The sequence below is a fragment of the Algoriphagus sp. oki45 genome (genome assembly GCF_036245605.1).
Classification (GTDB): Bacteria; Bacteroidota; Bacteroidia; order Cytophagales; family Cyclobacteriaceae; genus Algoriphagus.
The window spans coordinates 1,446,601-1,472,823 of the sequence record NZ_BTPC01000001.1; the positions used below are offsets into that span (position 1 = coordinate 1,446,601).

Sequence of the window (26,223 nt, forward strand, 5' to 3'; positions counted from 1 at the left end):
CAAGATGAAAAAAATCCACACCCAAACCTTCAAAACTCCCTTTGGGGACCTGATTCTTGGGGCTTTCGAAAATCAGCTTTGCCTCTGTGATTGGAAGTACAGGAAAATGCGAAAATCCATTGATTCACGGATTCAAGCCGGGCTGAATGCAGAATTCATCGAGGAGGACTCCCCGGTTTTTTCCCAGACCAAACTTCAGCTTCAGGAATACTTTGATGGCAAAAGGAAAATCTTTGACCTGCCTCTCCTGCTGGTTGGAACCCCTTTCCAAAAACAAGTTTGGCAGGCCCTGCTTGAGATTCCTTTTGGACAAACCGCCTCCTATCTGGAACTCAGTCAGCAGCTTGGCAATCCTGATGCCATTAGGGCAGTAGCCTCCGCCAATGGAGCCAATGCCATTTCCATCATTATCCCCTGTCATCGTATCATCGGTTCGGACGGGAGCTTGGTCGGCTACGCCGGAGGGCTTGAGGCCAAGAAAAAACTGCTGCTTTTGGAAGGAGTAAAAGCAAGCTCAGCCAAAAACCAAATCCCGCTGTTTTAGCTCAGAAGTATCCAACGCTTCTTCTTTTTTGCTATCTTTTTTGTGGTTTCAACGATTAACCTAAAAATGACATCTATGAAAAATCTTCTTTTCTTCCTCTTTATTCTAGTTTTGGGTACGGGTACCCTTCAAGCTCAGGAAAAAATTGACCTAACCGGCACTTGGGTGGTGGATGTGAATACGGATATGGGCAGTGGCACCCCGACTTTTGTATTGAAACAGACGGGGGAAAACATTACCGGAACCTACACCGGAAGCCTAGGAGATGCCCCGGTCACAGGAACACTCAAGGGTGATGTACTTCACTTGGAGTTTGCTATCCAAGGCAATAAAATCACCTACGACGGCACGGCGACCGCACAGGAAATCAAGGGCTCGGTGGACTTGGCAGGTATGGCCACGGGATCATTTCTGGGAAAAAGAAAATAACTCCATAGTCACAAAATCAAGATCCGATGAGATATTTAATAATTCTTTGCCTGAGTTTAGGAAGTCATTTGGCTTTTGCTCAATCTCAGGCTGAAGTCCTCACAGCCGTAGAAAGAATGCGTCAGGCCATGCTGGCTGAGGATGCCGAAACTCTTGCAGAACTCACCTCAAAAGACCTGAGTTACGGCCACTCAGCCGGGACAATAGAAAATCAGGAACAATTTCTCGCTGAATTCGCCTCCAAAAATGTGGACTACCAGCGCTGGGATATGACAGGGCTGGAAGTCCGGTTTTATGGCAAAGAACTAGCCATTGTGAGACATGAAGTGATTGGGGAAATTCTATCCAATGGAAACCTAAACACGCTAAATCTGGGACTGATGATGGTGTGGGTCATAGAGGATGGAAAATGGAAGCTCCTGGCCCGACAATCCTTTCGAAAGCCTTAAAATGTAGAATCCCGGAAAGCTGTCGCCATCCGGGATCTTTTCTTGAGCTGATATGCTTAGAATTTTCGATCAATGCCAGGCATTTCTACCCCACTTCCCTCCCCAGACGAAATAGCCTAAGGTAAAGCCAAAGTATTGATTGGTAGCCTCCCCGACGATATCTCCGTCAAAGTTTTGCAGGTCGCTTTTTGGAACAAAGTTGTATTCCAATCCCAACCGGAACTTACCCAATTCTACCCCTGCCCGAACCATAGGAGCCCAGGCAAAGGAAGCTCTCAGTTCCTGGAGCTCTTCCCAATCCGAGTTATTGCCTTCTATATCCAGGTTGCTGATCGTGTAGTACCCAAATCCACCCCCTACGTAAGGAGCAATTCGGGAATTCCCCTTGTTGAAATAATAGTTGGCCGTAGCCGAAAAAGAGAAATTGGCGCTGAGCTCTCCCTCGTAATCATCAGGAATCTCATAGTAGGTGACGTCTTTGACCATACCTACTGCCGCAAATCGCATCCCTAAGGCCAGGTTGTTTTTCACCAAAATCTGGGGCTCCAAATTGACCAAAGCTCCGATTCCACCTCCACCTGGAGCAGCAGCACCTAAATCCATTTGAAACCGAAAAGAATCCGCCCTTTGGGCAAAAGCCAATTGCACAGAAGCAAAGAAGGCTACAAGAATGAATATTTTTTTCATCGTATTTGATTTTTGGGACAGCCGACCAGCCCATTTAGAGGACTGATCTGACTGTCTCTGGTTTAGTTTTCAGGTAAAGGACAATCGGAAAGGATTTTACCCCTACGCTTGGGTGAAAAAAAATTCGAAATGAAGGAAATTCATAAAGAGAGAGCTTTTCTACTGATCAGAAAAAACGGAAACCGGCCCTAAACCCCATCCAAAGTTGGGATGCTAGGCCTCTTCCTACATTTTCAGATTCATAAAAAATAGAGGGATCGGTGTAGGAAAAAAGCTCTGGGTGGCCGGAAAATCCGGTATCATACCGCCTCCAATTAAGAGTAGGTCCGGCAAAAAGCCCAAAGTTCTTCTGGAGTTGAAACTCAATTCCTGCATAAGCTTTGGAAACCAGATTCAGGGCCTGGACAGAGCCATTGGATATTTGGTCTGCACTTAGTTCCAGATTCAAGAAAGAATTTTTCCCCAGCATAGGAGACGTGCCAATCCCATACCCAAAAGACCAGGTAGGTGTATCCAAACTCTCGGGTCTGAATCCTGCCTGAAGCATGGAATAAAATCTCCTGGTTCCCGAGCGAAAAGCCAAATTCAAGGGCAACATCTCATTTGCACCAAATTCCAAAGTTCGGTAGCCATTTCTCACCCAATTGATCAAACCCAAAGAGACTCCCGAGAGGCTGTCTGCCACGTTGACCAACCCGAGTTGCAAACCGGAAACCTTTCTCCCCCGATTCAGAAAAGCACTCATCTGCACTCCTTGGACATCCTGATGGGCGTAATTAATAAATCCGGCTGCCTGCACTCCCTGAAGCGATTCTGTAGTCAAATTGATCAAGCCAGCTCCTTGAAAAGCCTTGACTGAATCCAAACCCATATTTACCAATCCTGACAACTGAATTCCCCGGGTCTGACCTCCCACTTGATTGTAAAGCCCCGCAAGCTGAACCCAACTGACCTCACCCCGATCGATATTGAAAACCCCTCCCAGTTCTGCCACTCGGGTTCCTCCAGAATAGCCTCCGATTAGATTGAATGAAAAATCATTGACAACAGCCCCGGAGATTTTCTTGTTGCTGCCGACAAATGGAACCAAAGTAAACTGAACTTTGCGACTGAGCGTGGAGTCCAAATTTTGGGAATTCCGAACCCCTTTGGAGTCTTTTGTCCAAAACCAAACCTCCTTGGCTGACTCTGATACGCTTTTCCCCAATTTCTGCCAATCAATTTCCTCGGCCTTCAGCCGGATTTTTTGAAAAGCAGATTTCCGCTCCATCAATAAGGTGTCGGAGTAATTCTTCTTGTTCACAATCAGCTGAAAGTTTTCCTCCGCAGGATTTTTCACTTCCAGCTCGAAATACCCAAACTGATCCGTAGTGGAAGACTTTAGTGTGATCGGGTCATAAATAGTGGCATTTCGGATTCCCTGCCCTTTTTCATCGACCACATAGCCACTGATGACCACTTCCTCTTTTTTTGGTTTTGGGGTAAGGATGACATAATTCCCCTTGGTCTTGAACTGCACCTCCCCACTGAAAACAGTCTCCAAAACCTCCCGAAGGGGGCGATCTTCAAAATTTCCCGAGAAATTCCGCTTGACCTCTAGGACAGATGGACTGTAAGAAAACCTGCAAGCCGCTTCCTGTTCCAGCTTTTTCAATACTGACTCTACCGGCTCCTGATCAAAGGACACCGTCAGCTTCTTTTCCAAAAAGGGAACTTCCTGAGCCTGACTTGCAAAAGAAACCAGCCAAGCTGCCAAAAGAACAAACAGCAAGCGACTGAAGCCACAAAAACAACTATTGACAGCCTTCACCTCGAATAAGAATTTGATCTGATTCATTCACCACCTCGAGAGACAAGGTTTCGGAGATGATCCCAAGGATGGTCTCCAAATCCTCATTTTCGAAGGTGACAGTCAGCCTGCAATCAGATAAGTTGGGAGCCAATAGAATCGTTTTCCCAAAGCCGGCAGACAAATCTTCCACCACTTGCTCCAAGGAACTTTCATTGAAAAAGAATTGCCTGCTTCGGAATGCTGCCACATTCGGATTGGCTGATTCCTTGGTGAATTTTTGGGTCTTTTTGTCAAAAACCCCTTTTTCACCGGCACTCAAGTCGATTCCTTCCTGGTCCGTGAGGAAAAATCTCACTTCTCCTTCCTGTACGGAAACCTCCACGGTCTCAGCATCGGCATATCCCCTGACGTGGAACACAGTACCTATATCCAAAATTCTCAATTCACCCACTTCCACCAACCACTTAACTTTTTTGGTATCGGGGATAGATACCAGCGCCTCCCCTTCCAGTTGGATCAATCCCGTCTTTTTTCGCTCATTGTAATCTACCTTCACTTCTGTCCCCTGCTTCAGAGCCAATTCCGTCTGATCGGGCAGGATTTCGGTAAGATTTTCTCTTTCACTTACGAAAGTAAATTCCTGGGAAGGAAGATTCTGGTAAAACACATAGGCCAAGGCGAATACCAAAATCAAGCCTGCTGCAACCCCCCAAGGGAAAATCAAAGAGCGGGTTCTTCCAGGATCCCTGCTAATTTTTTTCCTCACTTTTTCCCAAGCTGCATCTACATCCAGGGAGGTCTCCTCAGAAAGCTGGGCTTTTTCGAAGATTACCTGCGCATCATCCAGGTATTTTTGGTTTTCCGGAGAAATCCCAGCCCAATCCATCAGCTTAACCACCTCGCTGTCTGTGGCTTCCCCGACCAGATATTTACTGATCAGCTCCTCTATGACTTGCTCTGGGAAATTCATGGTTCTAAAAATCGGTTCATCAGTAGTGCAATCAGGGGTAAGTAGTCCTTGAGATATTCACGCATCAACCTTAGAGCTTTACCCATCTGATTTTCAACGGTCTTGATAGAAATGCTCAACTGATCGGCAATTTCCTGGTACTTAAGCTCTTCAAACCGGCTCATCGTGAAAATCAGTCGGCATTGCTCGGGAAGCTTTTCGATGGCCTGATGAATTTTCCTTTCCAATTCACCTTCCAAAGCCAGATGATCTGCAGGAGAGGAAAAGGATTCATCCATGGCCAGCTGTTTGGCCTGATAAGCTTGCTTGACCCGCTCATGTTTGAGTTCGTTCAGGCAGGAGTTGCGTACCGCCCGATAGAGATAAGCCTTGAGGGAAGAGTCGATATGGATTTCTGCTTTTTTCTCCCAAATACCTATAAATGCAGCCTGAACCACCTCCTCTGCCCAATCGGGGTCCTTGAGATAAGTGCCTGCAAATCGGCATAAAGAAGGGTAATGAGTTCTGAACAGCATCTCGAAAGCAGGGATTTGGCCTGACTGAATCTGAAAAAAAACCTCCTTGTCCGTGATTTGCATGGGTTCAAAAAACAATCCCTGCAAGATAGGCTTTTTGGTTTCTTTTTTGGAGAAAAGACAATCGAGGGAGGCCTTACCCCTATTTGGAAAAAGACTTTTTTACAGCATGGCAAAAAAAAAGGGGGAAAATCCCCCCTTTGTTTAATTCCATCCCCCACCCAAGGCCCGGTACAGCTGCACGTGGGACTGCAGTCGGGAAGCTTTGAGTTCGGCCAGTTCGATGGCAGATTCCAAAGCTCGACTCTGCGCATTGATTACCTCCAGATAGTTGGCATAGCCTACAGAAAACAGGGTATTGGAGTTTTCCACGGAGCGCTCCAATACTGATACCTCATATTGCTTCAGCTTGAGTTGATTGTCATAGGTTTGAATCTGATTGACCAGATCGAGGACTTCCAGATAGGCGTTGAGGGTACGTTTTTCGTATTCGAGCAGGGCAATCTGCTGATCGGTTTTTGCCAGTTCAAATTCGGTTTTGATCACTCTTCGGTTGAAAATGGGTGCGGTCAAACCTGCTCCAAACTGGTATACAGTAGATGCCGGGCTGAAGAAGAGTTTGGAAAACTCAAAAGCATTGAATCCCGCCATACCAAACAGGGTGATAGAAGGATAGAAAGCTGCCTTGGCAGCATTCACATCAAACTTGGTCGCCTGTAGGCTAAATTCGGCTTCCCGGACATCTGGTCTGTATTGCAAAAGCTGGGCAGGCAATCCTACTTCCAGTATTCTCGGCCGCTCCACTGCGCTGTCCAGCTCGATCCGCTCAAGAGGAATATCAATAGAACCCACCAGGCGGGTCATTTCGTATTCGGCGGACTGCTGCTCTCGGAGTTTGGCTTCCAGCTGGGACTTGGAGTTGAGCACCAAGGCTTCGAATTGATCGATAGCAAGCTGATTGGCTCGGCCACCTTCCTTAAGCTCCACAATCAGCTGAAGCGCCAGTTCCTGTAGGCGGATATTTTCATTGAGAATACCGATCTCGGCATCCAGAGCCAGCAGCTGATAATAAGTAGAAGCTACTTCGGAAATCAACCAGGTTTGGACGCTTCTGGAAAACTCCTCAGAGGCCAGGTAGCGGGCAGCCGCTGCCTTTTTGCGATTTCTCAGCTTTCCCCATACATCGATTTCCCATTCAAAATTGGCCCCGATTATGAAATCCTTGTAGGGATCAGGAATCAGCTGATCCTCGGTCAGATCTTCAGAGAGATTGGTATCGAAATTACCCACCCCGTCCATGGTGAAGTCACCAAACTTGCGCTGGGCTGCTCCTGCTCTTCCGGAGATTTCCGGCAGGAGGCCTGCCTTGGCCCTCATCATCGATGCTCGGGCTGCTTTGATCCGCTGCAGGGTGATGAGATTATCCTGATTGTTGGCCAGAGCGCTGCCAATCAATCCTCTTAGTCGGGGATCGGCAAAGTAATTTTGCCAGGCGATTTGTGCTAAGGTGGCAGTAGAATCTGCTTCTTCCTCAGAAAATTGATTTGGTAACTGAAGATCAGATTCAGGATGAGTTACATTCAATGATTTGCAACCTGAGAATGCCAGCAATCCCAGGAAGCTCAAAATCAATAACTTTTTCATGCGTGTACTTCTTGGCTTTGGGTGGTGATTTGGAGTCTTTTGGCTTTCTTTTCCTTGAGTCGGGTATCGATGGTCTCAAAGACCACATACAATCCCGGAATCAGAAAGACTCCTACCAAGGTGCCGATCAGCATACCTCCTGCTGCAGCAGTACCGATGGTTCGGTTTCCGATCGCACCTGCACCGGAGGCTAAGGTCAGGGGAATCAAGCCACAGATGAAGGCAAATGAAGTCATCAAGATCGGACGGAGACGCTCCACTCCTCCATTGATTGCACTTTGCAAAATGGATAATCCTTTGGCCCGGTTTTGAATGGCGATTTCAATAATCAGGATGGCATTTTTTCCCAGCAAACCGATCAACATCACCAAGGAAACCTGAGCATAGATGTCATTTTGTAAGCCTACCAAGTTGAGAAAGAAGTAGGAACCAAAGATCCCCGCTGGAAGGGAAAGAATCACCGGCAAAGGCAACATATAGCTCTCGTATTGGGCAGAAAGCAACAAATACACAAATACCAAACAGATCAGGAAGATGTACACCGCCTGATTTCCTGATGCTATCTGCTCCCGGGTGATTCCCGACCAATCGATATCAAACCCTCTGGGCAAAGTCTCCAAGGCTACTTCTTCTACTGCTTTGATAGCATCCCCGGAGGAAAAGCCCGGAGCAGCATCCCCGGAGATCAAAGCGGAGTTGAACATATTGTATCTTGTCAGCTGCTCAGGACCGTACACCCGCTCCAAACTGACGAAGTTGGAATAAGGCACCATTTCGCCTTCTTTGTTTTTGGCATACATGTCCAAAAGCGATTCGGGAGAGGTCCGATATTCAGGAGAGGCTTGAATCATCACCTTATACATCTGTCCATACCGGATGAAGTTCGAAGCGTAATAGGAGCCGATATAGCTCTGCAAAGTCTCCATGGCGTTGTCCACCGATACGCCCAGTTTGGCGGCCTTGTCATGATCCACAGTCAGTAAAAACTGAGGGAACGTGGGGTCAAAGTTGGTAAATGCTCCGAAGATTTCCGGACGTTCATTTAGCGCTGCGATAAACTCCTCATTGACCAAGGCCATGTTATCCAAAGTACCCCCTGACTTGTCCTGTAGCCGAAGTTCAAAACCAGAAGCATTTCCAAAGCCCGGCACGGGAGGAGGCGCCAAAAACTGAATATCTGCCCCTTTGATATGGGAAGTTCGTTCTGTGTAATCGGCAATCAGCTCATTGACATTTTTCTCCCGATCACCCCAAGAAGCGAGGTTGATCATCCCCATCCCGTAGGAGGCTCCGGCTGTTTCAGTAAGAAGGGAATATCCCGCCAAGGTGGAGACGGTCTCTACCTCTTCCAAGGGAAGCATGGCTGCCTGCACCTGATCCATAATTTCGGAAGTTCGGTCCACGGTGGCTCCCGGAGGAGTGGTCACGTTGACATAAATCATTCCCTGATCCTCGTTTGGAATAAAACCTGTCGGAGTGATAACCAACATGCCATAAGTAAGCACGAAAAACAAAAGCAACGAACCGTAAGTGACCACTTTTCTGTTGGCAATTCCTTTTACCACGGTGGCATATTTCCCTGCCAAAGCCTCATAGCGGGCATTGAAGCCATTGAAAAACTTCTGCAACCAGCTTTCTTTTCCTTCCCCGGCATGATGCATGGGTTTGAGCATCATGGCACAAAGAGCAGGTGAAAGGGTCAAGGCATTGATCCCCGAAATGACAATAGCAATAGCCAAGGTCAGGGAAAACTGTCGATAGAAAATTCCCACAGGACCGGACAGGAAACTCACCGGGATAAACACCGCGGACATCACAAGAGTAATTGCTACGATAGCACCTCCGATTTCTTTCATCGCAGCAATCGTCGCATCGAAGGCGTTGATTTTGAGGTCATGCATTTTCACATGGACAGCTTCCACCACCACGATGGCATTGTCCACTACAATCCCAATCGCCAAAACCAGTGCGAATAGGGTCAGCAAATTGATGGAAAAGCCAAAAAGCTGCATGAAGAAAAGCGTTCCAACCAAGGATACCGGCACTGCGATCGCCGGAATAAGGGTAGATCGGAAATCCTGGAGAAATATGAAAACCACAATGAAAACTAGCAGAAAAGCCTCCACTAGGGTTTTCAATACTTCGAAAATTGAGGCATCCAAGAATCGACTGACGTCATAAGACACATTGAAGGTCATTCCCGGCGGGAAGGAGGAACCCTGCAGCTCGGTCATTTTGGCCTTGATATTGGAAATCACATCTCTTGCATTGGAGCCGGGCCGCTGCTTGATCATGATAGAGGCGGAAGGTTTTCCATCGGTCATCGACACCATAGAGTATTCCAAGGCATCAAACTGAATATCGGCTATGTCCTTGAGCTTAAGCAAAGACCCGTCAGGAAGGGCTTTCAGGGTGATGTTTTCATAATCAGACTCTAAATTGAATTTTCCGGTGTACTTTAAGACGTACTGCAATGCTTGAGGGTCACGATCAGACGAAATCCCTGATTTTCCTGGGGCAGCCTCTACGTTTTGGGCACGGATGGCTTCAGTTACATCCTGAGGAGAAAGGTCGTAGGCAGCCAATCGGTCCGGCTTCAGCCAAACCCGCATTGCATAATCTTTCATCCCCATAATCTCAGCCCTGCCCACTCCATCAATTCGCTTGAGTTCGGGAAGGATATTGATATCGGCAAAGTTGTAGACAAACTTCTCGTCCTGAGTGGTATCCGAAGTAGTCAGATTGAGGTAGAGCAGCATGGAGTTGACCTCCTTTTCAGTTTGCACACCAGCTCGGATTACCTCTTCGGGTAGTTCATCAAGGACGGTGGCGACTCGGTTTTGGACGTTTACCGCAGCCTGATCGGGGTCTGTGCCTACTTTGAACACAATATTGATCAGGGTAATCCCGTCATTGGTATTGACTGAAGTGATGTATTCCATCCCGGGTACCCCATTGATGGCCCGCTCAAGTGGAGTGGCTACAGCTTTTGCCAACACCTCTGCATTGGCGCCGGTATACCTCGCAGTTACAGTCACTGCAGGTGGTACAATATCCGGAAATTGGGTAATGGGCAGGGAAGTCAGCGCCAAGATACCCAAGAGTGTGATAAACACAGAGATGACCGTGGAGAGTATCGGCCTCCTGATAAATAGCTCAAACATGTCGTGGAGAATTTAGCTTCAGATCAACGGGCACTCAACAGATTTTGGTAAGCGTCAGCAGCTGCTATTGCCTCTGGGACTACTTTGGAACCGTCTTTGACCTGCTGAATTCCTTCGAATACTATCCGATCCCCCGGCTCAAATCCATCGGCGATGTAATAAATATCGTATCGCTGAATCGGCTTGAAGCTTCTCACCTTCACCGTATTTTCCTTGTCTACCACATAGACATAAGTAAAATCCTGGATCTCAAAAGTTGATTTTTGAGGGATCAGGAAGACATCTTCCATTTTGGAAAGCATCTCAATCTTTCCGGAAGCTCCATGCTTGAGAAGGTTGTCCGGATTGGGAAAACGAACCCGGAAGCCAATCGAGCCAGTTCCTGATTCGATATCCCCTTCTGTGGTTTCAAGCTTTCCTTTTTCAGGATACTTCTCCCCATCAGACAAAATCAAGGTCAATTGCTCTGAAAAAGTATCCACATTTCCACTTTCGATCTTGCTCCTCATAAAGTTGAGGTACTCGTTTTCGTTCACTTTGTAATAGGCAAAAACAGAAGAAACGTCCGTTATTGAGGTAAGAAGATCGTTTTCAGTGACCAAACTTCCGATTTTGTGAGGTATCCGGTCTACAATTCCGTCAAAGGGAGCTTTCACTGTGGTATAAGAAAGTCCCGTCTGTGCTGCCTTGAGTAATGACTCCGCCTCAGCAATCTGAGAATCAGCCACGGCCTTTTTGGATTTGGCAAGCTCCAACTCAGAGGTAGAAATGATCTTTTTGTCGACCAAAATCTGCAAGCGCTCCATCTCTACTTTTGCAGCAGTTTGTTCTGCTTTGGCACGGGCCAAACCTGCCCGGGCGGAGTTGACCATTTCATTGTACTCAGCCGAGGAAAGCTGGAAGAGCTTTTGGCCTTTGGAGACAAACTGCCCCTCGTCTACAAAGATTTGATCCACAAAGCCTTCCACTTTTGAGCGGACTTCGACAAACTGAACCGCCTGAATATCGGCAATGTACGTCTGTGGTACTTCCACAGCTCGTGGCTGCAGCTCCAGAACCGGAACGCTGACGGCCTCAGTTTCTTTGTTATTTTTTGAATTTCCCTCCGTACAGGAGATAATCATTCCAGATCCCAAGACTAAAAACGAAACTATTAGCAAGGAAGAACTGGCAAATGTTTTCATGGCAGAAAACACTGATATTTTTTCAGTTTTCATGGAGTTAAGAATAGAAGATGAAGCCTAACTTCCGATCGGAAGCAGGAAAAAGGGTCAGGCAAAAAAGACCAAATCAGGGCGCATTGACCTGAATGGCAAACTCAATAAATAGCCTGAAATAGCGATGCAAATAAATTTCCGAGTAGGATTTGGCAATCCTGCAGGTCAAAAACAGTAATCCTTGAACAGGGGAAATATCTTCCCCTCGTTCATTTTTTATGCGTTGGGAAGAGGATTGGGAGGCGCGGACCCGGGCTTCGGTAGGCGCGTAGTCTGAGAAGTCAAATTCGAATACATTGAATGCCTCAACCCCACTAAAAGAATAAGTGCTCTGCAAGGGTTTGACTGAAGCATAATCCCTAACAGAGTAAACACCTAAAAACAGCAAGAAAACAATTAAACCGAGTATCTTTTTCATGGTTCAGTTAAGCAGGCTGTAATCAATGATAGATTTTAGGTAATCAAATCCTTATACAAAACAAGGAATAAACCAGCCATTGTTTCAATAAGTTTCAAATAATCCATTGTCATTTTTTATTTAAATGGTAAAAAAGATTGATCATTTGGCCATTGACTTTCCCATTCTCTTCCAAAATCACAAGAGATTGGGTTTGATTTTGAAAAAATCACAATAACTCTTCAGAAGACTTTTCTATTCCACTTCCCCTGATCGGGTGTGCTCTTCAAACCGCTTGGAAAATCCCAGATCCTCCGTTTTCATCCACACATCCCAAAAAGTGAAGTAGAGACCATAGTTGCAGCGGTATTTCAAATGGTGCTGATCATGATGGGTAGCACCCACCATCCATCGAAACAGGAGATTTCGCTGAGCCCCCTCTGGATACACTTCAATTCCGGAGTGATTGATAACTGCAGTGATCGACATGGTAAGAAGTAGGGCAATCAAAACAAAAAAGTGCATCGGCAATACCAAGATCAAGATCGGAAGGAAAATTGCCTGTAGTCCAGCCTCAATGGGATGAAAAGAAAAGGAAGTAAATGAACTGGTGTAAAGGCTATTGTGGTGGATGTGGTGAAAATGCCTGAGCACCTTAGGCTGATGCATCCACCGGTGCAGCCAATAATAATAAGTCTCATGAATGAACAAAGCCAAGAAATAGGAAGCCGGAATCCAAATCAAATCCCACCAGCTCAACCGGGTGTACAACTGAGTAAGACCGGATTGCCACAAAATAAGCAATACCACTCCTGCAAAAGCGAAAATCAATCCTCCCAAAAAGGAATACCAGATTTCTTTCTTCACTTGTGGCAGACGGACCTGCTGATGTAGCCTTCGATAGGGCATAGTATCTCCCAACTTCTTATAAACCCACTCGTGATAAACCCAAGCCAAGGCCAAATACCTCAGAAAAATTCCAGCAAAAAGAATGGAAAAAATCAAAAGGAAATTTCCCGGTGCTTTATAATCAGTGGCTAATAACCAATCGAGATTGAAATCCATTTCCTTTAGCTATGAGAACTCAAAATTAGCAATTTACCTCACAGCCAACCTTGCAGCCTGGAGGGATATTTGACCATCGATCCTGAAATAAGAAGTCCAGACTGAAAAAAATCAATCTGGACTACATGGAGAACAACTCCCGCAGAAATCAAAAATATGATCTCCTTTAACCTTATAAATGATTTATTGGGCAGGACGGGTGAAAAACATCCGGGTAATGAAAATCCCCTGACCGTCTTCAGCCCCCCCATCACTTTCCACTCCACTCGTCACAAACTTCAGGTCCCATCCTTCTGCCATCAATTCCATGATTCGCGCCCCGATCATGGCATCGTTGCTGGCAATGTTTTGAAAGTTGATTCCTCCGATAGAAAAGAAGTTGAGCAATTTGGTCTCGTCAAATTCATCTACTTTGATATCCTGACGCCTAACTGACCCCTGATTGGATTTGGTTCCGTTTGTTCTTGAGGTCCGATAATCTTCAGTATTGATTTCAGTCATATTTTCGATCATCCGGCTACGCCCGATTCCTGCCGGGACGATGGATTCGACCACAGTGACGACTTTCCACTCGGGAATATCCTGAGCCTTAGCCAACTGAAGGCAGGTAAAAACAGCTAAGATTGAGAAAATTGCTTTTTTCATAGAATTAGATTGAAGTGTTTGAGTTTTTTATTGGAAAGAACGAAAAAGGGAATAAGATTATTCTTCGTGAAAGTAACCTACTTTTCTGTTTAGTCCCTAAATCAATTTTGGAGAAATCTCCAGAAACATTACCCCTCAAAAAAATATATCACCAGCATCCGGGCTTTTTCTTTTCCCACATTGATCGGGTTATGCTCCAACTTCCCGTCAAAAAGCATAGAATCGCCCTCGTTCAATAAAATCTCATGGTCACGAAAGACATACTGTACCTGACCAGAAAGCAAATACTTGTATTCAAATGCATCCGTCTGCACAAACTCTCGGGTTGCTCCCGGATGGATCTCCAAAAGAACAATATCTACGGTGGAAGAATTGATTTTTTTGGTAAAAATCCTGAAATACTCATACCCCTCAGCAGTTTCCTTCTCAAATCGACTATACTCTTCCTTTCGTTTGATTAAAATTTTACCGTCTTTTCCATAGCCGTCCAAATCATTGAAAAAATCATCCAATCCTACCTCCAATGCTCTGATTATTTGGATAAGTACCAAAAGAGAAGGGATGGTCCTACTGTTTTCGATTTGAGAAATAAGCCCTTTGGTAACCCCGGCCTTGTCGGCAACATCCTGAAGGGTATAGTTTTTCTCCTTTCTGATACTTTTCAGTTTGTTGCTGATTTGGGCTATTACTTCCTGTTCCATGTCTTGCTGATTGCCGAGATAATCTATCTCTTCAAAGAAACGGAAAATAATTCACCAAGAAAGCCTTTTCTCAACTCATCTTGCGTGAAATTACCAAGGCTATAAATGCGGAAATTTTTGATTTAGGAATAAGCTACAACTCCTCCACCACCTCTTCTCCCAACCCAAACGAGAGAGTCATTCCAGCTCCACCTAATCCATTGACTACTGTAACATACCCGTCCACCCGATGGACAAATTCTGTGTCTCCATTGGTCATTTTGGGATAGATTCCATGCCAGGCTGAGTCGATTCTCCAATCTTTAAACTGGGCAAAGCTTTTCAAAAAATCCAAAATCATTTCGTTGACCTCTGACCTGTCAAATGGAGAAAGTTCCAATCCATACTCATGACTGTCCCCGATCGTCAATTCCCCGATTCCATTTTGGGAAACCATCACATGGATCCCCCACTGGATCAGATCAGGATATTTTTTCTCGTAGACTTTCCTCAATTCTTCCAAAGAAGGAGCTACCTGAAAGCCTTTGTAGTGAATGAAACTCAAACCTGCACACAGGGGCGGTCCAATTCTCCAGTTTTCAGGTTGCTTAACCAACCGCATCATCTGCAGCTTGCATTTAGTGATGGATGCGGATTGAAAAAGCTCCGGGTATAGCGTCTCAAAATCAGCGCCTGAGCAGACAAAAATCCGGTCGCCTGACCAATTTTTCTGTCCTGAAAAAGCCGTATTTCCCTCAATTCTGTTCACCGCCCTTCCCCAGACAAATTCTACCCCGGGGAGGGTTTCCAAATAGTTTGCAGTTTGAAAAATAGCCTCGCGGGGATCAACAATCACTTCTTCTTTTGTCCACAAAGCTCCTTTCAATCCGCGAGTTACCGCAGCCGGACTTTTGGACAGAACTTGTTCAGGAGTAAAAACCTCCGCGGATTTTAATCCCTGCATCGCCTCAGTATATTCCTCCACTACCTGCATTTCCAAATCCGTGTAGGCTAGGTGAAAAGCCCCCGTTTTTTCAGCAAAAAAACCGGCTTTCTGACTCATCTCCAGCCATAACTCCCTAGATCTCATCGCCCTGTCAAAGGTGACTCCCTGAGCCTGTCCGACTGGCCAAACCATCCCGAAATTTCTGACGGACGCACCCTGGGCCCGTGGATGCCTTTCGATGACTGTGACAGACCAACCTTTGGCCTGCAAGGCTCGGGTGAGGGAAAGACCGACTATTCCGGCACCGATTACAATAGCTTTTTGATTAGGCATGGGGAAAGGAAATTTGATAAGAAGGAGTACCCTTTTGCTTTTTGAGTTTTTTCTGAAAATAAATGAAAGATCCAGCCATCAAGACCAAAGAGAGACACATGAAAAGTAAAAGGGTTGAGATATAGAAATTCAGCCAGCTCAAGTTTTCAAAACCACCAAACTGCTTGATTACCATCACCAGGCTACTTCCCAGATACCCAAAACTATCGACTAGGTACATCAAAAAGCCCACATTGCCGGCATAGCGAAAAGTGGCAATCATCCGGTCAAAAAGTAAACTATTGAATGGGATATAAGCCATATACACTCCAGCACCTACCAAAACCATCCAAAGAAAAGGAGAAACCAACTGGAGCTGCAATCCCAAAGTGGAGAGAATAGCCAAAGCAAATCCTGAAAGAATAATCCAGTGATTGAGGAAGAAGGCTTTTTTGTTACTTCTTACCAATACCAGGCAAGACATCAGAGTCAAAAGAAAAAGGGTAATTGGAATTTCAGTTTGGGTCAAAAGTTCGGGAGCAACCGATACATTCATTCCCTGCCAGATTTCCACTACGAAATTATCACGGAGATCCCGGAGTCCGGTAAGCATCATGTAGACTAAAATCAACAGGATAATCCCCGGGCGAAATTCCCTGAATATTTTTTTTCTACCCTGCCTGTCCATTGGAGGTCTGGGACTTCTCATTTGGACGTCCTCAGCTCGCGGAGAAGGGGTGTGGTTGAGTAAAAACACAGCTCCCAAAAGCAAAGGAAAAAACAGAGCTCCCGTAGCGAAAGGCATCCAAAATGGATCTATTCCCCAGTTTTGCATCAAAAAAGTACCCACGGACTTGACCAAGCCGGAAGAAAAAACAAAGCTAGCTGCCAGCATACTTCCCATCATTTCGGTGAATCTCCTGCCCTCCATATAGTGAAAAACAATCCCCCAAATCAAGCCTAAGGGGAATCCATTGAGGACAAAACAGAAAATGTTCAAAGGTGCAGGCAGCAAGGCAAATCCCAATAAAGCCAACCAAGAAACAGAAATCAATCCGACGATAAGCCATGCCCTACCTTGGTCTTTGAGCTCGGAAATCATTTTGATCCCGTAAAACTTACTGACCATATAGCCTAATGTTTGGGCCAGAATCAACCAGACTTTCAAGTCCAAACCCAAAAAAACCTCTCCTTCAAATGTAGCCGAGGCAAAAGGCTTGCGAAAAGCGTACATGCTGCTGTATACCAAAAAACCGGTCAACGCTGTGAACACACTCAATCCAAAGGAAGAAATACGCTCCAGTCTCCTAGATAAAGCAGGAATCCGATACATTTTAATCCTGATGTGTCAGTTCATAGGCTTTCACCAACTCCAGTACTTCACTCAAACTGGCAACCAAATGAGTGGGATGGTGTGGAATCAGCTCCTCTTTCGAAAAAACCCCGGAAGTAATTCCGATACTCATCAGACAGCCGGCATTGTGACCTTCATTGATATCTACTTCCGTATCTCCAATTTTGATTACAGACTTAGGGTCTGAGACGCCCAGTTCCTTCATGATTTTCTGGATCATAAAAGGAAATGGCCTACCCTGCTCTACTTCGTCACTGGCAGCACTTGCATTGATCAGTCTTCCATCATCCCAACCGACCCTTTTTAAAATCAGATCGGTGATATCCCGGCTAAATCCGGTATCCAATGCCACCAAAATCCCCATTTGATGGAGTTCCTCAAAAACTCTCTCCGCATCCTTCACAGGTCGCACCGAAGGATCTTCCGCGTAAAATTCCAACATCCCCTGAACAAAGGAATCATGAATTTCTGATATCAATTCTTCCGTGATGTTTGCAGGATTAGACTCGTGGATTTCAAGAAGATCACGAATTGCCTGAGGCTTGGAATAGCCCATCTTTTCATTGGCCTCCTGAAGACTTACTGAAGGGTATCCGTGCTGATTGAGTGCCCGCTGGAAGGATTTGGCCACACTATTTTCGTCGTGAATAGTAGTGCCTGCCATGTCAAATACGGCCAATTTTATTTTGGTCATGTGAAGATATTTTCTTGCTTGCAGCTAAAAAAAGAGGGATCAAAAAAGCTTAATCCCCTTTTCCTTTAAATGCAAAACCAATTCAATTACTGTTTAGTAAAAATAAACAACGCTAAGTCTTTCACTTACAAAAAAACGGTTATGGTTTTGTTAAACCTATGTTAAAAACCCATCAGAGCTCAGGATAAAGAATAAAATAAGCCTCTATATATCTGAAAGGAAGCTTTCAATTTCTCAAAAACTTAATCTCGGGCATTTTTCAAAAATACAGAAATCAGCGATTTTAGTATTTGTAAACTTAAGATCATGGAATCTCCCCCAAAAAGCCTCAAAGAAAAACTGGATTTGATATTTGGACTATATGAAAAGTTCGGCAAGGAAGATTACATCGGAGAGCCTGTCTCCCAAATCGAGCACATGTGCCAGTCTGCTCAACTTGCAGAGATACAGGGATACGATGAGGAAGTAATTCTTGCTGCCTTTTTTCATGATATTGGGCATCTATTTGCCCACCTCGACAGCACCCAATCTATGGGAGGATTCGGCGCCAAAAGACACGAACAAATCGGTGCCGGATACCTTCGAATATTGGGCTTTCCTGAAAAAATTGCCAAACTGGTCGAGAACCATGTTCAGGCCAAAAGATATCTTACCTACAAGTATCCGGAGTATTTTGAAAAACTATCCGAGGCCAGTAGACAAACCTTAGTCTTTCAAGGCGGCCCCATGGACGATTTAGAAGCGGAGAAATTTGAGAAGGATCCGCTTTTTGAAGCCTCATTGAAAATGAGGACTTGGGACGAAGAAGCCAAACTGGAATATGTCCCTCTCCCCGATTTGAAAAAATACCGGGAAATGGCTAAACGAGTATTAAAAAATAATCATCCTTTAGTTTAAAAGGAAATTACTTTTCCCTCACAAAACGATCCAAAACCTCTCCTCCTAATCCGATTGCTTCCCATTCCAGTCTTTGATCACTGAGTTCCAAGATCCCGAAATGGTGTTTTTTGATCAGTTGGTCCATTTCTGGCTTTGGAGAAATTCTCCCTTGAGGTTCCAATCCCCCTCCCGCTCCTCCGACCACCAAGAAGGTCACCGAATGCCCTGAAAAAGTCGCGGACAAACGCTCGTAATCATGGGTATGCCCGGCGATTACCAAGTCGATAAGCCCCTGATGAAAAAAGGGCTCCAGCAGCTCCCGGATACTTTGCTCTCCTTGATAGCCGGGCCATCCCTGAGAAAATGGAGGCTGATGAAGCGCAATTATTTTCCAAGCTGATTTTTTCCATTCATCAGAATTAAGAGTCGATTCCAAGAAGTTCCGTTGAATAGTCCCTTCGGGGATGCTTACAGGAAAAAACTGATTCGGATCCAAGGTCAAAAGAGCCACCGGGCCAAGAAAATTCAAACCGAAAGTGGACTTTTCTTCCAAGAAAAGGTGATCCAGCATCTGCTTGGGATTCAGATCTTCGTAGTAGCCATCGTAATCATGATTCCCGGGAACGGGTATTTGCACCGTTTTCATCAAAGAAACTGCATTCAAAAAACGAACATAAGCCAGTTCTTCAGACCCATTATTCACCAAATCCCCAGCGCCCAGACTGAAATCCGGCTTCAACTCTGAAATTTGCCTGCTGATATGCTCAAAGGTTTTCCAGCCTCCCTGTGAATCTCCCCACACTGCAAACCGCAAATTCTCTTTTTGCTCAGGTATAGAAAAACTGAATTTTCCCTGATAGGCATCTTCTTGGAAAAGATCAAATTCGATGGATTTTTCATCGACTTCCCAAGCGAAAATTCCATTTTCAGAACTTATCACTTTTTCCTCCCCATTAGTCATCAGCAATCTTGCTTCTCCTGATTTTTCACTAACCCACTTGATAAAATAAGAACCCCTATCTCCTAAAATAAGAACTGGGGCACTGAAAAGGATAGGGTAATGATCCAAAATTGCGACTCCTTTCTCTCTGACTTTTCGTTTTAGGCCTTGATCCTGAATCTTCGATATTTTGGCGGAAAGAAGCAAAGAGTCTCTTCTTGATTGGGCTTCAGCTTTCCAATGATCAAAATCCCTCTTGCTCGCCCAAGTCACTTTTCTCAAACCTCCGGCCATGGCATTGTTGATCACCCGGATGAGTATTTGCTTCCTGCCATTTTGGAAGACAGGGAAATACTCCCCATCTGAGCTTCTTGGCACTCTTTTTCCATTGATCCAAACCTGAGCCCCATCGTCTGCATCTATCCAAAGAACCCCCTCTTCCAGAAAAGTTTCCGTCCTATACCAAAAGGAATGATTGGGAAAAGTAAGCCGATGAGGTAAGGTAATCCGTGAAGATGAGTCGAAAACAGGCAAATCTCGATGAATACCCGGAAGCGAATCCTTACCCAGATATTCCCATCCTGAATCCAGAGCTTGGATCAATCCGGTATATTCAAATGTCAAGGCAAAAGCCTGAGCTAGGGATGGATCGGAAAAAAATACCTCTCCGAAAGTCGTAGAGGCAGTGTTTTGGGCTTTAGCATCAAAGCAAAAAAGCCCTAAGCAATAAATCAGGCAAATAAGTTTTTTCATCTGATCATTTCCTTGATAGCAGGAGCAGCTTTTTGATCCGGGTATTCCAAGCCCAATAATTGGAACACAGTCCTGGCGACCATGGCTGACTGCCATTGCCCTTGGACCATCATTTCACCCGAAGCAGGGGTATCCGGACCAATAGCCATCATCCAGATTTCTCCGGCATCATGGACCGAAGCCCCGTGGCTTTTCCAGCTGGTCTTGGTTGTACCTCTACCATGGTCAGTAGTGATGATAAGCGTTGTTTTGTCCTTGTATTGAGGATCGGATTGGATTGTTTCCCAGATTTCTCGGATGTAAGCATCAGTCTGCCGAGCTGACCAGATGTATTGATCGTATTTTCCACCATGAGCCCAATCGTCTGTTTCTCCATAGGCGATGTAGATTACCTTGGGCTTGTGCTTTTTGATCCCTTCCAAGGCAAAATGATGGGTAAAGGGATCTAGTCTCACCCCACCCCACGGACCACGGATCTCCTGCTGCATTCGATTGACTGTCTTTTCCACCTCTGTAAGATCATCCCCTTCAGCAAGATCAAAACCTGCATTGACGGGTATTCCACTTCTTTCTTTATTGATGATGAAGGGAAAAACATCCCAACTACCAAAAGACATTACTTTTCCTTTGTATTCGGGCATTCTGTTGAGGTATTCGAGAAAGGTAACATTGGGATTATTGATCTTGGAATTGGAATTGATCCGCTCATCATCCGCAAATCCGCTTAGCACTTCGTTGTAACCCGGATAGGAAAACCACATTTTATTCTGGTTGTCCACTTGATTGCCATAGGCACGATTTCCATACAATTGGCCCTGAGAAGCGATGGTAGTCCAAAAGAAAGGAAAAAGCATTTTCCTTCGTTGGGTGGGATCGGGGTGCCAATAGTCTGCTAAGAGAGATCCTGCAGACTCGATCATTCCCGTGTCATCGATCATCAGGGAATCGGCTCCTTTGAAAAGCTCCTGCCATCGTAGGCCATCGAAGGTGATGAGGACAATGTTTTCCGTTTTGGTGGTTTTCTGGGCAAAAACCAATCCCATAGAAACGCACAAAAGGGAAAGGGAAAGAATAATTTTTTTCATAGTTTATCTTGTAAGGATAAAGCTATCGGCAAGATGCCGATAGCTGAAGGATTGAATCAAAGTAGTTAAGATTTTCGTTATTTCACATCCCACCATACCCGAGTGGTGATCTCATCTTCTCCTTGCCGGGCTATGGCTGCCTGATATTGATCTCCGTTCAAAGCCTGCACACTCGAGGGATACATATATCGGACAGGCACTGTATTGATAAATGCTGCGGGCCCCGGAACAATCTCAGGATAACCTGTTCGTCTCCAATCGTACCAGCCTTCCATACCAGTGAAGAAAAGAGCCAGCCACTTTTGAGTCCCGATCTTGGAAAGCTTCTCTTCTACTGATCCGGTATAGGCCACTTCAGGCTGCTCAAAGTAGCTTGGTTCCAAGACAAGTCTTTCGGCGATCTGAGGAAGATTGATCAATTGATATCTTGATCTGAAATAATCTACAGATGCGTTGATTCCATTCAAGTAAAATTCCTCTGCTGTACCCGTAGTGATAAATCCCTTCTCTCTGGCCTCTGCCAAAATAAACTGCAACTCAGCATAGCTCATCAGCATGGCCTGAGCTCCGATAGGATTTGCCAAGGAAGTACAGGCTGAGCAGGACCAGAGAAGACCAACTCTGGAGATAAAATTAGACCCACCTTGAGCCGGATCACCTGAGGGAGAATATTGCAAAGCTTCCTCGTCGCCCAACCCATTGGGTACTCCCTGATAGTCCTCCAGATCCCCGACAATACCTGCTCCAGAATTGGTTGTAGGCTGGGCATAGGCAAAGATTCTGGGGTCATTCAGGTCCTTAAGCACATTTTCCATCTTTTCGCTCAATCGGTACTCATCAAAAGAACCGGACCGGGTGGTGTATAAAGGATGCTGATTGGGCACGTCCTGTAAGTATTGCAAGGCAGCCTGATCCCCTTCCCCTTCAAATATCGGTGACTGGGAGGGATTGTTCAGTATGGCTTGCATGGCTGCTGATGGATCCTGTCGGTCAGAGAGTCGCATCAAAATTCGAAGACGGAGTGAATTGGCGAATTTTTTCCATTTGCTCAGGTTTCCATTGTAAAGGATATCTCCGTTTACCTGTTCGGTAGTGGTCCCAATCAGATTATTTGCTTCTTCTAATTCAGACAAAATGCCTGCATAGATATCCTGCTGTGCGTCAAACTTGGGATAATTCACGTCCGATTTGGCCTGAATCGCTTCGGAATACGGAAGATCCCCGTAAGCATCGGTCATGAAGGAAAAAAGATTGGCACGGATGATTTTTGCCACAGCTACATAATTCTGCTGATTGGCCTCTCCGGAAATGAGAATTACATTATTAAGATCTCTGAGAGAATTGTAGAAGGTACTGTATGGATTGCCCTGAGGCCCCCAATTGTACCGGTCCTCGTTAGTAAACTGAATCTTGGCAGTCTGCTGCATGACCACATTTCCATAACCCCAGGCTCGGCCGGCGATTTCATTGGTGGTAGACCGTAGAATATTGGGCAAAAGCAGATCTGAAGATACCGTTTCCGGGCTGTTGGGATTCATATTGATTTCCTCAAAATCCTGGTCGCAAGCACTGATGCCAAAGATGGCGGTCAAGACAAAGACTGTAAAGTAATTTTTATAGCGTTTCATAGTTTCTTTCTTTTCTACTGGTGAAGGAATTAAAATTTCAGGTTAATGTTAAACCCGATATTTCTTGTGGATGGAAAGGCCATATCTTCCACACCGGGGATGAGTGTACCCCCACCCATGGATAGGGTCTCAGGGTCAAAATGGGGATTTTCTGTCCATAGTGCCAGATTTCTACCCACAAGTGAAATCTTCAAATCCTGAATCGGCAGCTTGCCCAACACCCTTCTTGGAATGGTATATCCTATGGTCACTTCTCTAAGCTTCAGGAAAGTAGCATCGTACTTGGCGGCCTCCACGTTGTTTCGCTCATAGTATCTATTGTGCCAGTTTCGTGAGGTGATTTTTACTGTATTGGGAGAAAACGTCCCATCCGCATTTTGAACTACCCCTTCACTGATTATGCCATTACCTTCCACATTGAGATCATATCCGTTTTCTCGACCGAATAAAGTCTCCTCCAACTGTCCTGAGGTAGAACCAATCGTCTTGGTACGGGACACTACAATCCCTCCATATCTGAAATCAAACAGAAATCCGACAGCAAGGCCTTTATAACTAAAGGTGTTTTGCAATCCCAGCATCCAATCGGGATTATAGTTACCCTGAAGCTTCAATTCAGGATCTCTCAGCGGGGTACCGGTTGAGTTGTGGATAATCTGTCCAAAGAATGGTGAATTGGGATCTTCTACTCTGGCAAAACCCACTCCGTAAATATTCCCCATTCTTTCACCTACCCTAGCCTGGATATTGGCTCCGTTACGACCTGTCAAGGTGTAGGTATCAAGACCTTCAGTCAACTCCAAAACATAACCCCGGGTTCTGGTGAAGTTGGCCATAAAGTCCCAGTTGAATCCGGAAGGTGATTGTACAGGACGTCCACTGAGGACTACTTCAATTCCTTTGTTTTGGATCTCACCTGCATTGATGATTCGGGAAGCATAGCCTGTGGCGATATCCAGTTCAATTGGGATGATCTGATTTCTGGTTCTGTTATCAAAATAAGTGAAATCCAAGCCCAATCGTCCATCAAAAAACCTAACATCCAATCCAGTCTCAAAGGACGCAGTCCGCTCCGGTTTCAGATTGGCATTGGAAAGCCGGTTAGACTCTGACTTAGCCTGAATAGATCCCCAAGCCACTGCAGGATTAAACACATTGGTAAGTGCATAGGGATCGGTGTCGTTTCCTACTTCTGCATAGGCAGCCCTTATTTTCATAAAGGAAAATAGACTGGGAAGCTCGACCATATCAGAAATGACAGCACTCAGGGTCGCCGATGGATAGAAATAGCTATTGTTGTCTGCAGGCAATGTACTGGACCAGTCATTTCGTCCTGTCACATCCAAAAAGAGGATGTTCTTGAATCCTATCTGACCAAACCCATAAAGGGAATTAATTCTTTTTTCAGATGTAAATTGATTTACCTGAAGGTTGACTGCAGTATTGGTAAAATTATATATACCCGGAATTAAAAGCTGGGGAGCTACTGTCTGGACATAACGGTTTTCCTGTCTCATGGCATTACCCCCCAAGGCTACACTATAAGACCAAACTGGCTTGGTAGTCTCGGAATAAGTGAGGAGAAAGTCAGAGTTTTGCTCATTGAAGAACACGTCATCTTCACGATAATTCCCTCTTGGAAAACGCTGCGTACTGAACGCTCTTTTTCTGTCTCTGAGCTCATTGTACGTATCCAAACCGGTTCTCAGCATTAAGCTAAGCTTAGGCGTAAACTGATAGGTCAGGGACACATTCCCAAAAATCCGGTCCTTACTTTGCCCATTGGTGTTTTCGTAGACATTGAAGTAGGGATTGTCGTGATAGTTGTAGTTGTAGTTGAATTGCTGCCTTCCCTCAAGTCCGGGCATCCAGTAATCTCTCAGGTTGCGGGTATTGATCTGACGACCGTACCAAATCCACAGATACATCAGGTTTTCCGTTCCGTAGGAAATATTGGGTCTGTTCCCTGAGTTGGTTCTTTGATAATTGACAATGGAATTTACCTTTAGCTTATCCGTCACATTGATCCCTCCGTTCAGCGCAAAGGTATTTCTCTTTAGATCCGTATTGGGGACAATGCCCTTTTGGTCCAGATTGGTGAAAGAAAGGCGAATATTGGATTTGTCATTTGCACCTTCTATAGAAACATTGTTGGCAAGCGTCAACCCGGTTTCAAAAAAATCATTGATATTATCAGGCTGAGATACCCAAGGAGTAGGAGTAATCGTACTTCCAGCCGGTGCATTCAAATCCCCTCCCCTAAACCCGGGAACAGATCTTGGGGAATCAAATTGAGGAATAAGCAATCCCGTATCCATCTGAGGACCCCAGCTTTCGTCTACCCCGTCGGCAATACCAGCACCTGCACCATTGACAAATTCAAACTGCCCATTATTGCCCTGTCCGTATTTATCCTGCCAATCAGGCAAAATCAACACCTTATCAAAGGTAGTATTTGAGTTGATCTGGACTCCAAGTCCTTTCTTGCCTTTGCCAGACTTCGTCGTGATCAAAATTGCCCCGTTGGCAGCTCTAGAGCCATACAAAGCGGCGGCAGCAGGCCCCTTCAGAACGGTCATGGATTCGATATCATCCGGATTGATCTCTCCGGCGGCATTCCCGTAATCTACTTCTTGGTTACCAGATCCGGAAGACCCAACGATGTTGTTGGAAATCGGCACTCCATCCACCACAAACAAGGGCTGATTGGCATTGATATTCAGAGAAGATTCCCCTCGAATGACCACTCGAGAAGACCCGCCCAAGCCCGCAGAACTATTGGTAATCTGCACACCGGCTACCCTTCCGCTGAGGGAATTGATCACATTGGTCTCCCTAGCCTCTGTAAACCGGTCCCCATCCACTGCCTGTACCGAATACCCGAGTGCTTTGGTTTCTCTTTCTACTCCCAAAGCAGTCACTACCACCTCATTCAATGCCACTCCTTCAGTAAGGACTACATTGATTACTGAAGAACTACCGATGGTCACTTCGACTGCTTCGAAGCCTACAAATGAAAAAACAAGCGTTTCTCCGCTTGCCGCTTGGATGGAATAGCTGCCATCCACATCTGTTACTGTTCCCCGTGTGGTGCTTTTTACCAGTACGGTAGCCCCGGGTAGAGGCTGATTGTTTGCGTCACTTACCTTTCCAGAGACCAACTGCTGTTGTGCCAAGGAAAGATGGAGGATGAACAACATGCCAAATGTCAACATCCCTGTCCAAATGCTTTTTCGAGCAATCATTTTTTGTAGAAGTTTTTGATAGAGTAAGGATTAAAAATTTACCAAAGCTAAACTTCTACTATTCCCCAGAGATTAAACCGGAATTATCAAAACGTAAATTAACTTTCTGTTAAAGCCTAGAAAAAGAAAAAAATTAAAGCAAATAAGCTGTTTTAACTGATTTATTTCTTAACACTCCAAAGAGTTGTT

The 26,223-nt window shown here is 45.3% G+C and carries 22 protein-coding genes; 4 read left to right on the top strand and 18 right to left on the bottom strand.

Annotated elements, in window-relative coordinates; translation table 11 throughout:
* The first annotated feature begins 4 nt into the window (after positions 1-4).
* The 3 genes from AAA942_RS06345 (at position 5) to AAA942_RS06355 (ending at position 1,422) form a co-directional block, all read left to right on the top strand.
* On the top strand, positions 5-544 hold the full coding sequence (locus AAA942_RS06345) for a methylated-DNA--[protein]-cysteine S-methyltransferase (protein WP_338219401.1): 540 nt from the start codon (positions 5-7) through the stop codon (positions 542-544).
* Between the two features lie 75 nt (positions 545-619).
* The gene (locus AAA942_RS06350; RefSeq protein ID WP_338219403.1) at positions 620-973 is read left to right on the top strand and encodes a hypothetical protein; all 354 of its coding nucleotides are present in this window, start codon (positions 620-622) and stop codon (positions 971-973) included.
* Positions 974-999: 26 nt separating this feature from the next.
* Entirely contained in the window at positions 1,000-1,422 is a 423-nt protein-coding gene (locus tag AAA942_RS06355; protein ID WP_338219404.1) for a nuclear transport factor 2 family protein, read from the top strand.
* A 69-nt stretch (positions 1,423-1,491) separates the two neighbouring features.
* On the opposite strand, the gene AAA942_RS06360 is transcribed toward AAA942_RS06355, so the two are convergent.
* From AAA942_RS06360 to AAA942_RS06425, 14 genes are all read right to left on the bottom strand, one after another.
* Entirely contained in the window at positions 1,492-2,109 is a 618-nt protein-coding gene (locus AAA942_RS06360; protein ID WP_338219405.1) for a hypothetical protein, read from the bottom strand.
* A 166-nt stretch (positions 2,110-2,275) separates the two neighbouring features.
* The gene (locus tag AAA942_RS06365; protein WP_338219406.1) at positions 2,276-3,946 is read right to left on the bottom strand and encodes a hypothetical protein; all 1,671 of its coding nucleotides are present in this window, start codon (positions 3,944-3,946) and stop codon (positions 2,276-2,278) included.
* Positions 3,903-4,871 (bottom strand): FecR family protein, encoded by a 969-nt coding sequence (locus tag AAA942_RS06370; RefSeq protein WP_338219407.1) that lies wholly within the window; start codon positions 4,869-4,871, stop codon positions 3,903-3,905. The genes AAA942_RS06365 and AAA942_RS06370 overlap by 44 nt, the downstream gene beginning before the upstream one ends.
* Positions 4,868-5,449, bottom strand: coding sequence for an RNA polymerase sigma-70 factor (locus tag AAA942_RS06375; RefSeq protein WP_338219408.1), 582 nt, complete (start codon positions 5,447-5,449; stop codon positions 4,868-4,870). The genes AAA942_RS06370 and AAA942_RS06375 overlap by 4 nt, the downstream gene beginning before the upstream one ends.
* Before the next feature lie 141 nt (positions 5,450-5,590).
* Positions 5,591-7,030: a TolC family protein gene (locus tag AAA942_RS06380; protein ID WP_338219409.1), complete on the bottom strand. Its 1,440-nt coding sequence runs from the start codon at positions 7,028-7,030 to the stop codon at positions 5,591-5,593.
* Positions 7,027-10,194, bottom strand: coding sequence for an efflux RND transporter permease subunit (locus tag AAA942_RS06385; protein ID WP_338219410.1), 3,168 nt, complete (start codon positions 10,192-10,194; stop codon positions 7,027-7,029). The genes AAA942_RS06380 and AAA942_RS06385 overlap by 4 nt, the downstream gene beginning before the upstream one ends.
* A gap of 23 nt (positions 10,195-10,217) precedes the next feature.
* The gene (locus AAA942_RS06390) at positions 10,218-11,411 is read right to left on the bottom strand and encodes an efflux RND transporter periplasmic adaptor subunit (protein ID WP_338219411.1); all 1,194 of its coding nucleotides are present in this window, start codon (positions 11,409-11,411) and stop codon (positions 10,218-10,220) included.
* Between the two features lie 73 nt (positions 11,412-11,484).
* A complete protein-coding gene (locus AAA942_RS06395) occupies positions 11,485-11,829 on the bottom strand; it encodes a hypothetical protein (protein WP_338219412.1) in 345 nt (114 codons plus the stop codon).
* A 234-nt stretch (positions 11,830-12,063) separates the two neighbouring features.
* On the bottom strand, positions 12,064-12,873 hold the full coding sequence (locus AAA942_RS06400; protein WP_338219413.1) for a sterol desaturase family protein: 810 nt from the start codon (positions 12,871-12,873) through the stop codon (positions 12,064-12,066).
* 183 nt (positions 12,874-13,056) lie between these two features.
* Positions 13,057-13,518 carry a hypothetical protein gene (locus tag AAA942_RS06405; protein WP_338219414.1) on the bottom strand — a complete coding sequence of 154 codons (462 nt, stop codon included), beginning with the start codon at positions 13,516-13,518 and terminating at the stop codon, positions 13,057-13,059.
* Positions 13,519-13,646: 128 nt separating this feature from the next.
* Positions 13,647-14,219, bottom strand: a complete 573-nt coding sequence (locus tag AAA942_RS06410) for a helix-turn-helix domain-containing protein (RefSeq protein WP_338219415.1) — start codon at positions 14,217-14,219, stop codon at positions 13,647-13,649.
* Between the two features lie 133 nt (positions 14,220-14,352).
* Positions 14,353-15,477, bottom strand: coding sequence for a TIGR03364 family FAD-dependent oxidoreductase (locus AAA942_RS06415; RefSeq protein ID WP_338219416.1), 1,125 nt, complete (start codon positions 15,475-15,477; stop codon positions 14,353-14,355).
* Positions 15,470-16,789: a DUF5690 family protein gene (locus AAA942_RS06420; RefSeq protein ID WP_338219417.1), complete on the bottom strand. Its 1,320-nt coding sequence runs from the start codon at positions 16,787-16,789 to the stop codon at positions 15,470-15,472. Before AAA942_RS06420 ends, AAA942_RS06415 begins: the two co-directional genes overlap by 8 nt.
* 1 nt (position 16,790) lies before the next feature.
* The gene (locus AAA942_RS06425) at positions 16,791-17,504 is read right to left on the bottom strand and encodes an HAD hydrolase-like protein (protein ID WP_338219418.1); all 714 of its coding nucleotides are present in this window, start codon (positions 17,502-17,504) and stop codon (positions 16,791-16,793) included.
* A 306-nt stretch (positions 17,505-17,810) separates the two neighbouring features.
* On the opposite strand from AAA942_RS06425, the gene AAA942_RS06430 reads away from it, so the two are divergent.
* A complete protein-coding gene (locus AAA942_RS06430) occupies positions 17,811-18,401 on the top strand; it encodes an HD domain-containing protein (RefSeq protein ID WP_338219419.1) in 591 nt (196 codons plus the stop codon).
* A 7-nt stretch (positions 18,402-18,408) separates the two neighbouring features.
* On the opposite strand, the gene AAA942_RS06435 is transcribed toward AAA942_RS06430, so the two are convergent.
* The 4 genes from AAA942_RS06435 to AAA942_RS06450 form a co-directional block, all read right to left on the bottom strand.
* Positions 18,409-20,076: a metallophosphoesterase family protein gene (locus AAA942_RS06435; protein ID WP_338219420.1), complete on the bottom strand. Its 1,668-nt coding sequence runs from the start codon at positions 20,074-20,076 to the stop codon at positions 18,409-18,411.
* Complete coding sequence (locus tag AAA942_RS06440) at positions 20,073-21,161, bottom strand: alkaline phosphatase family protein (RefSeq protein ID WP_338219421.1); 1,089 nt, start codon at positions 21,159-21,161, stop codon at positions 20,073-20,075. The genes AAA942_RS06435 and AAA942_RS06440 overlap by 4 nt, the downstream gene beginning before the upstream one ends.
* Positions 21,162-21,238: 77 nt before the next feature.
* Positions 21,239-22,789 (bottom strand): SusD/RagB family nutrient-binding outer membrane lipoprotein, encoded by a 1,551-nt coding sequence (locus tag AAA942_RS06445; protein ID WP_338219422.1) that lies wholly within the window; start codon positions 22,787-22,789, stop codon positions 21,239-21,241.
* A gap of 29 nt (positions 22,790-22,818) precedes the next feature.
* Entirely contained in the window at positions 22,819-26,034 is a 3,216-nt protein-coding gene (locus AAA942_RS06450; protein ID WP_338219423.1) for a SusC/RagA family TonB-linked outer membrane protein, read from the bottom strand.
* Positions 26,035-26,223: the final 189 nt, after the last annotated feature.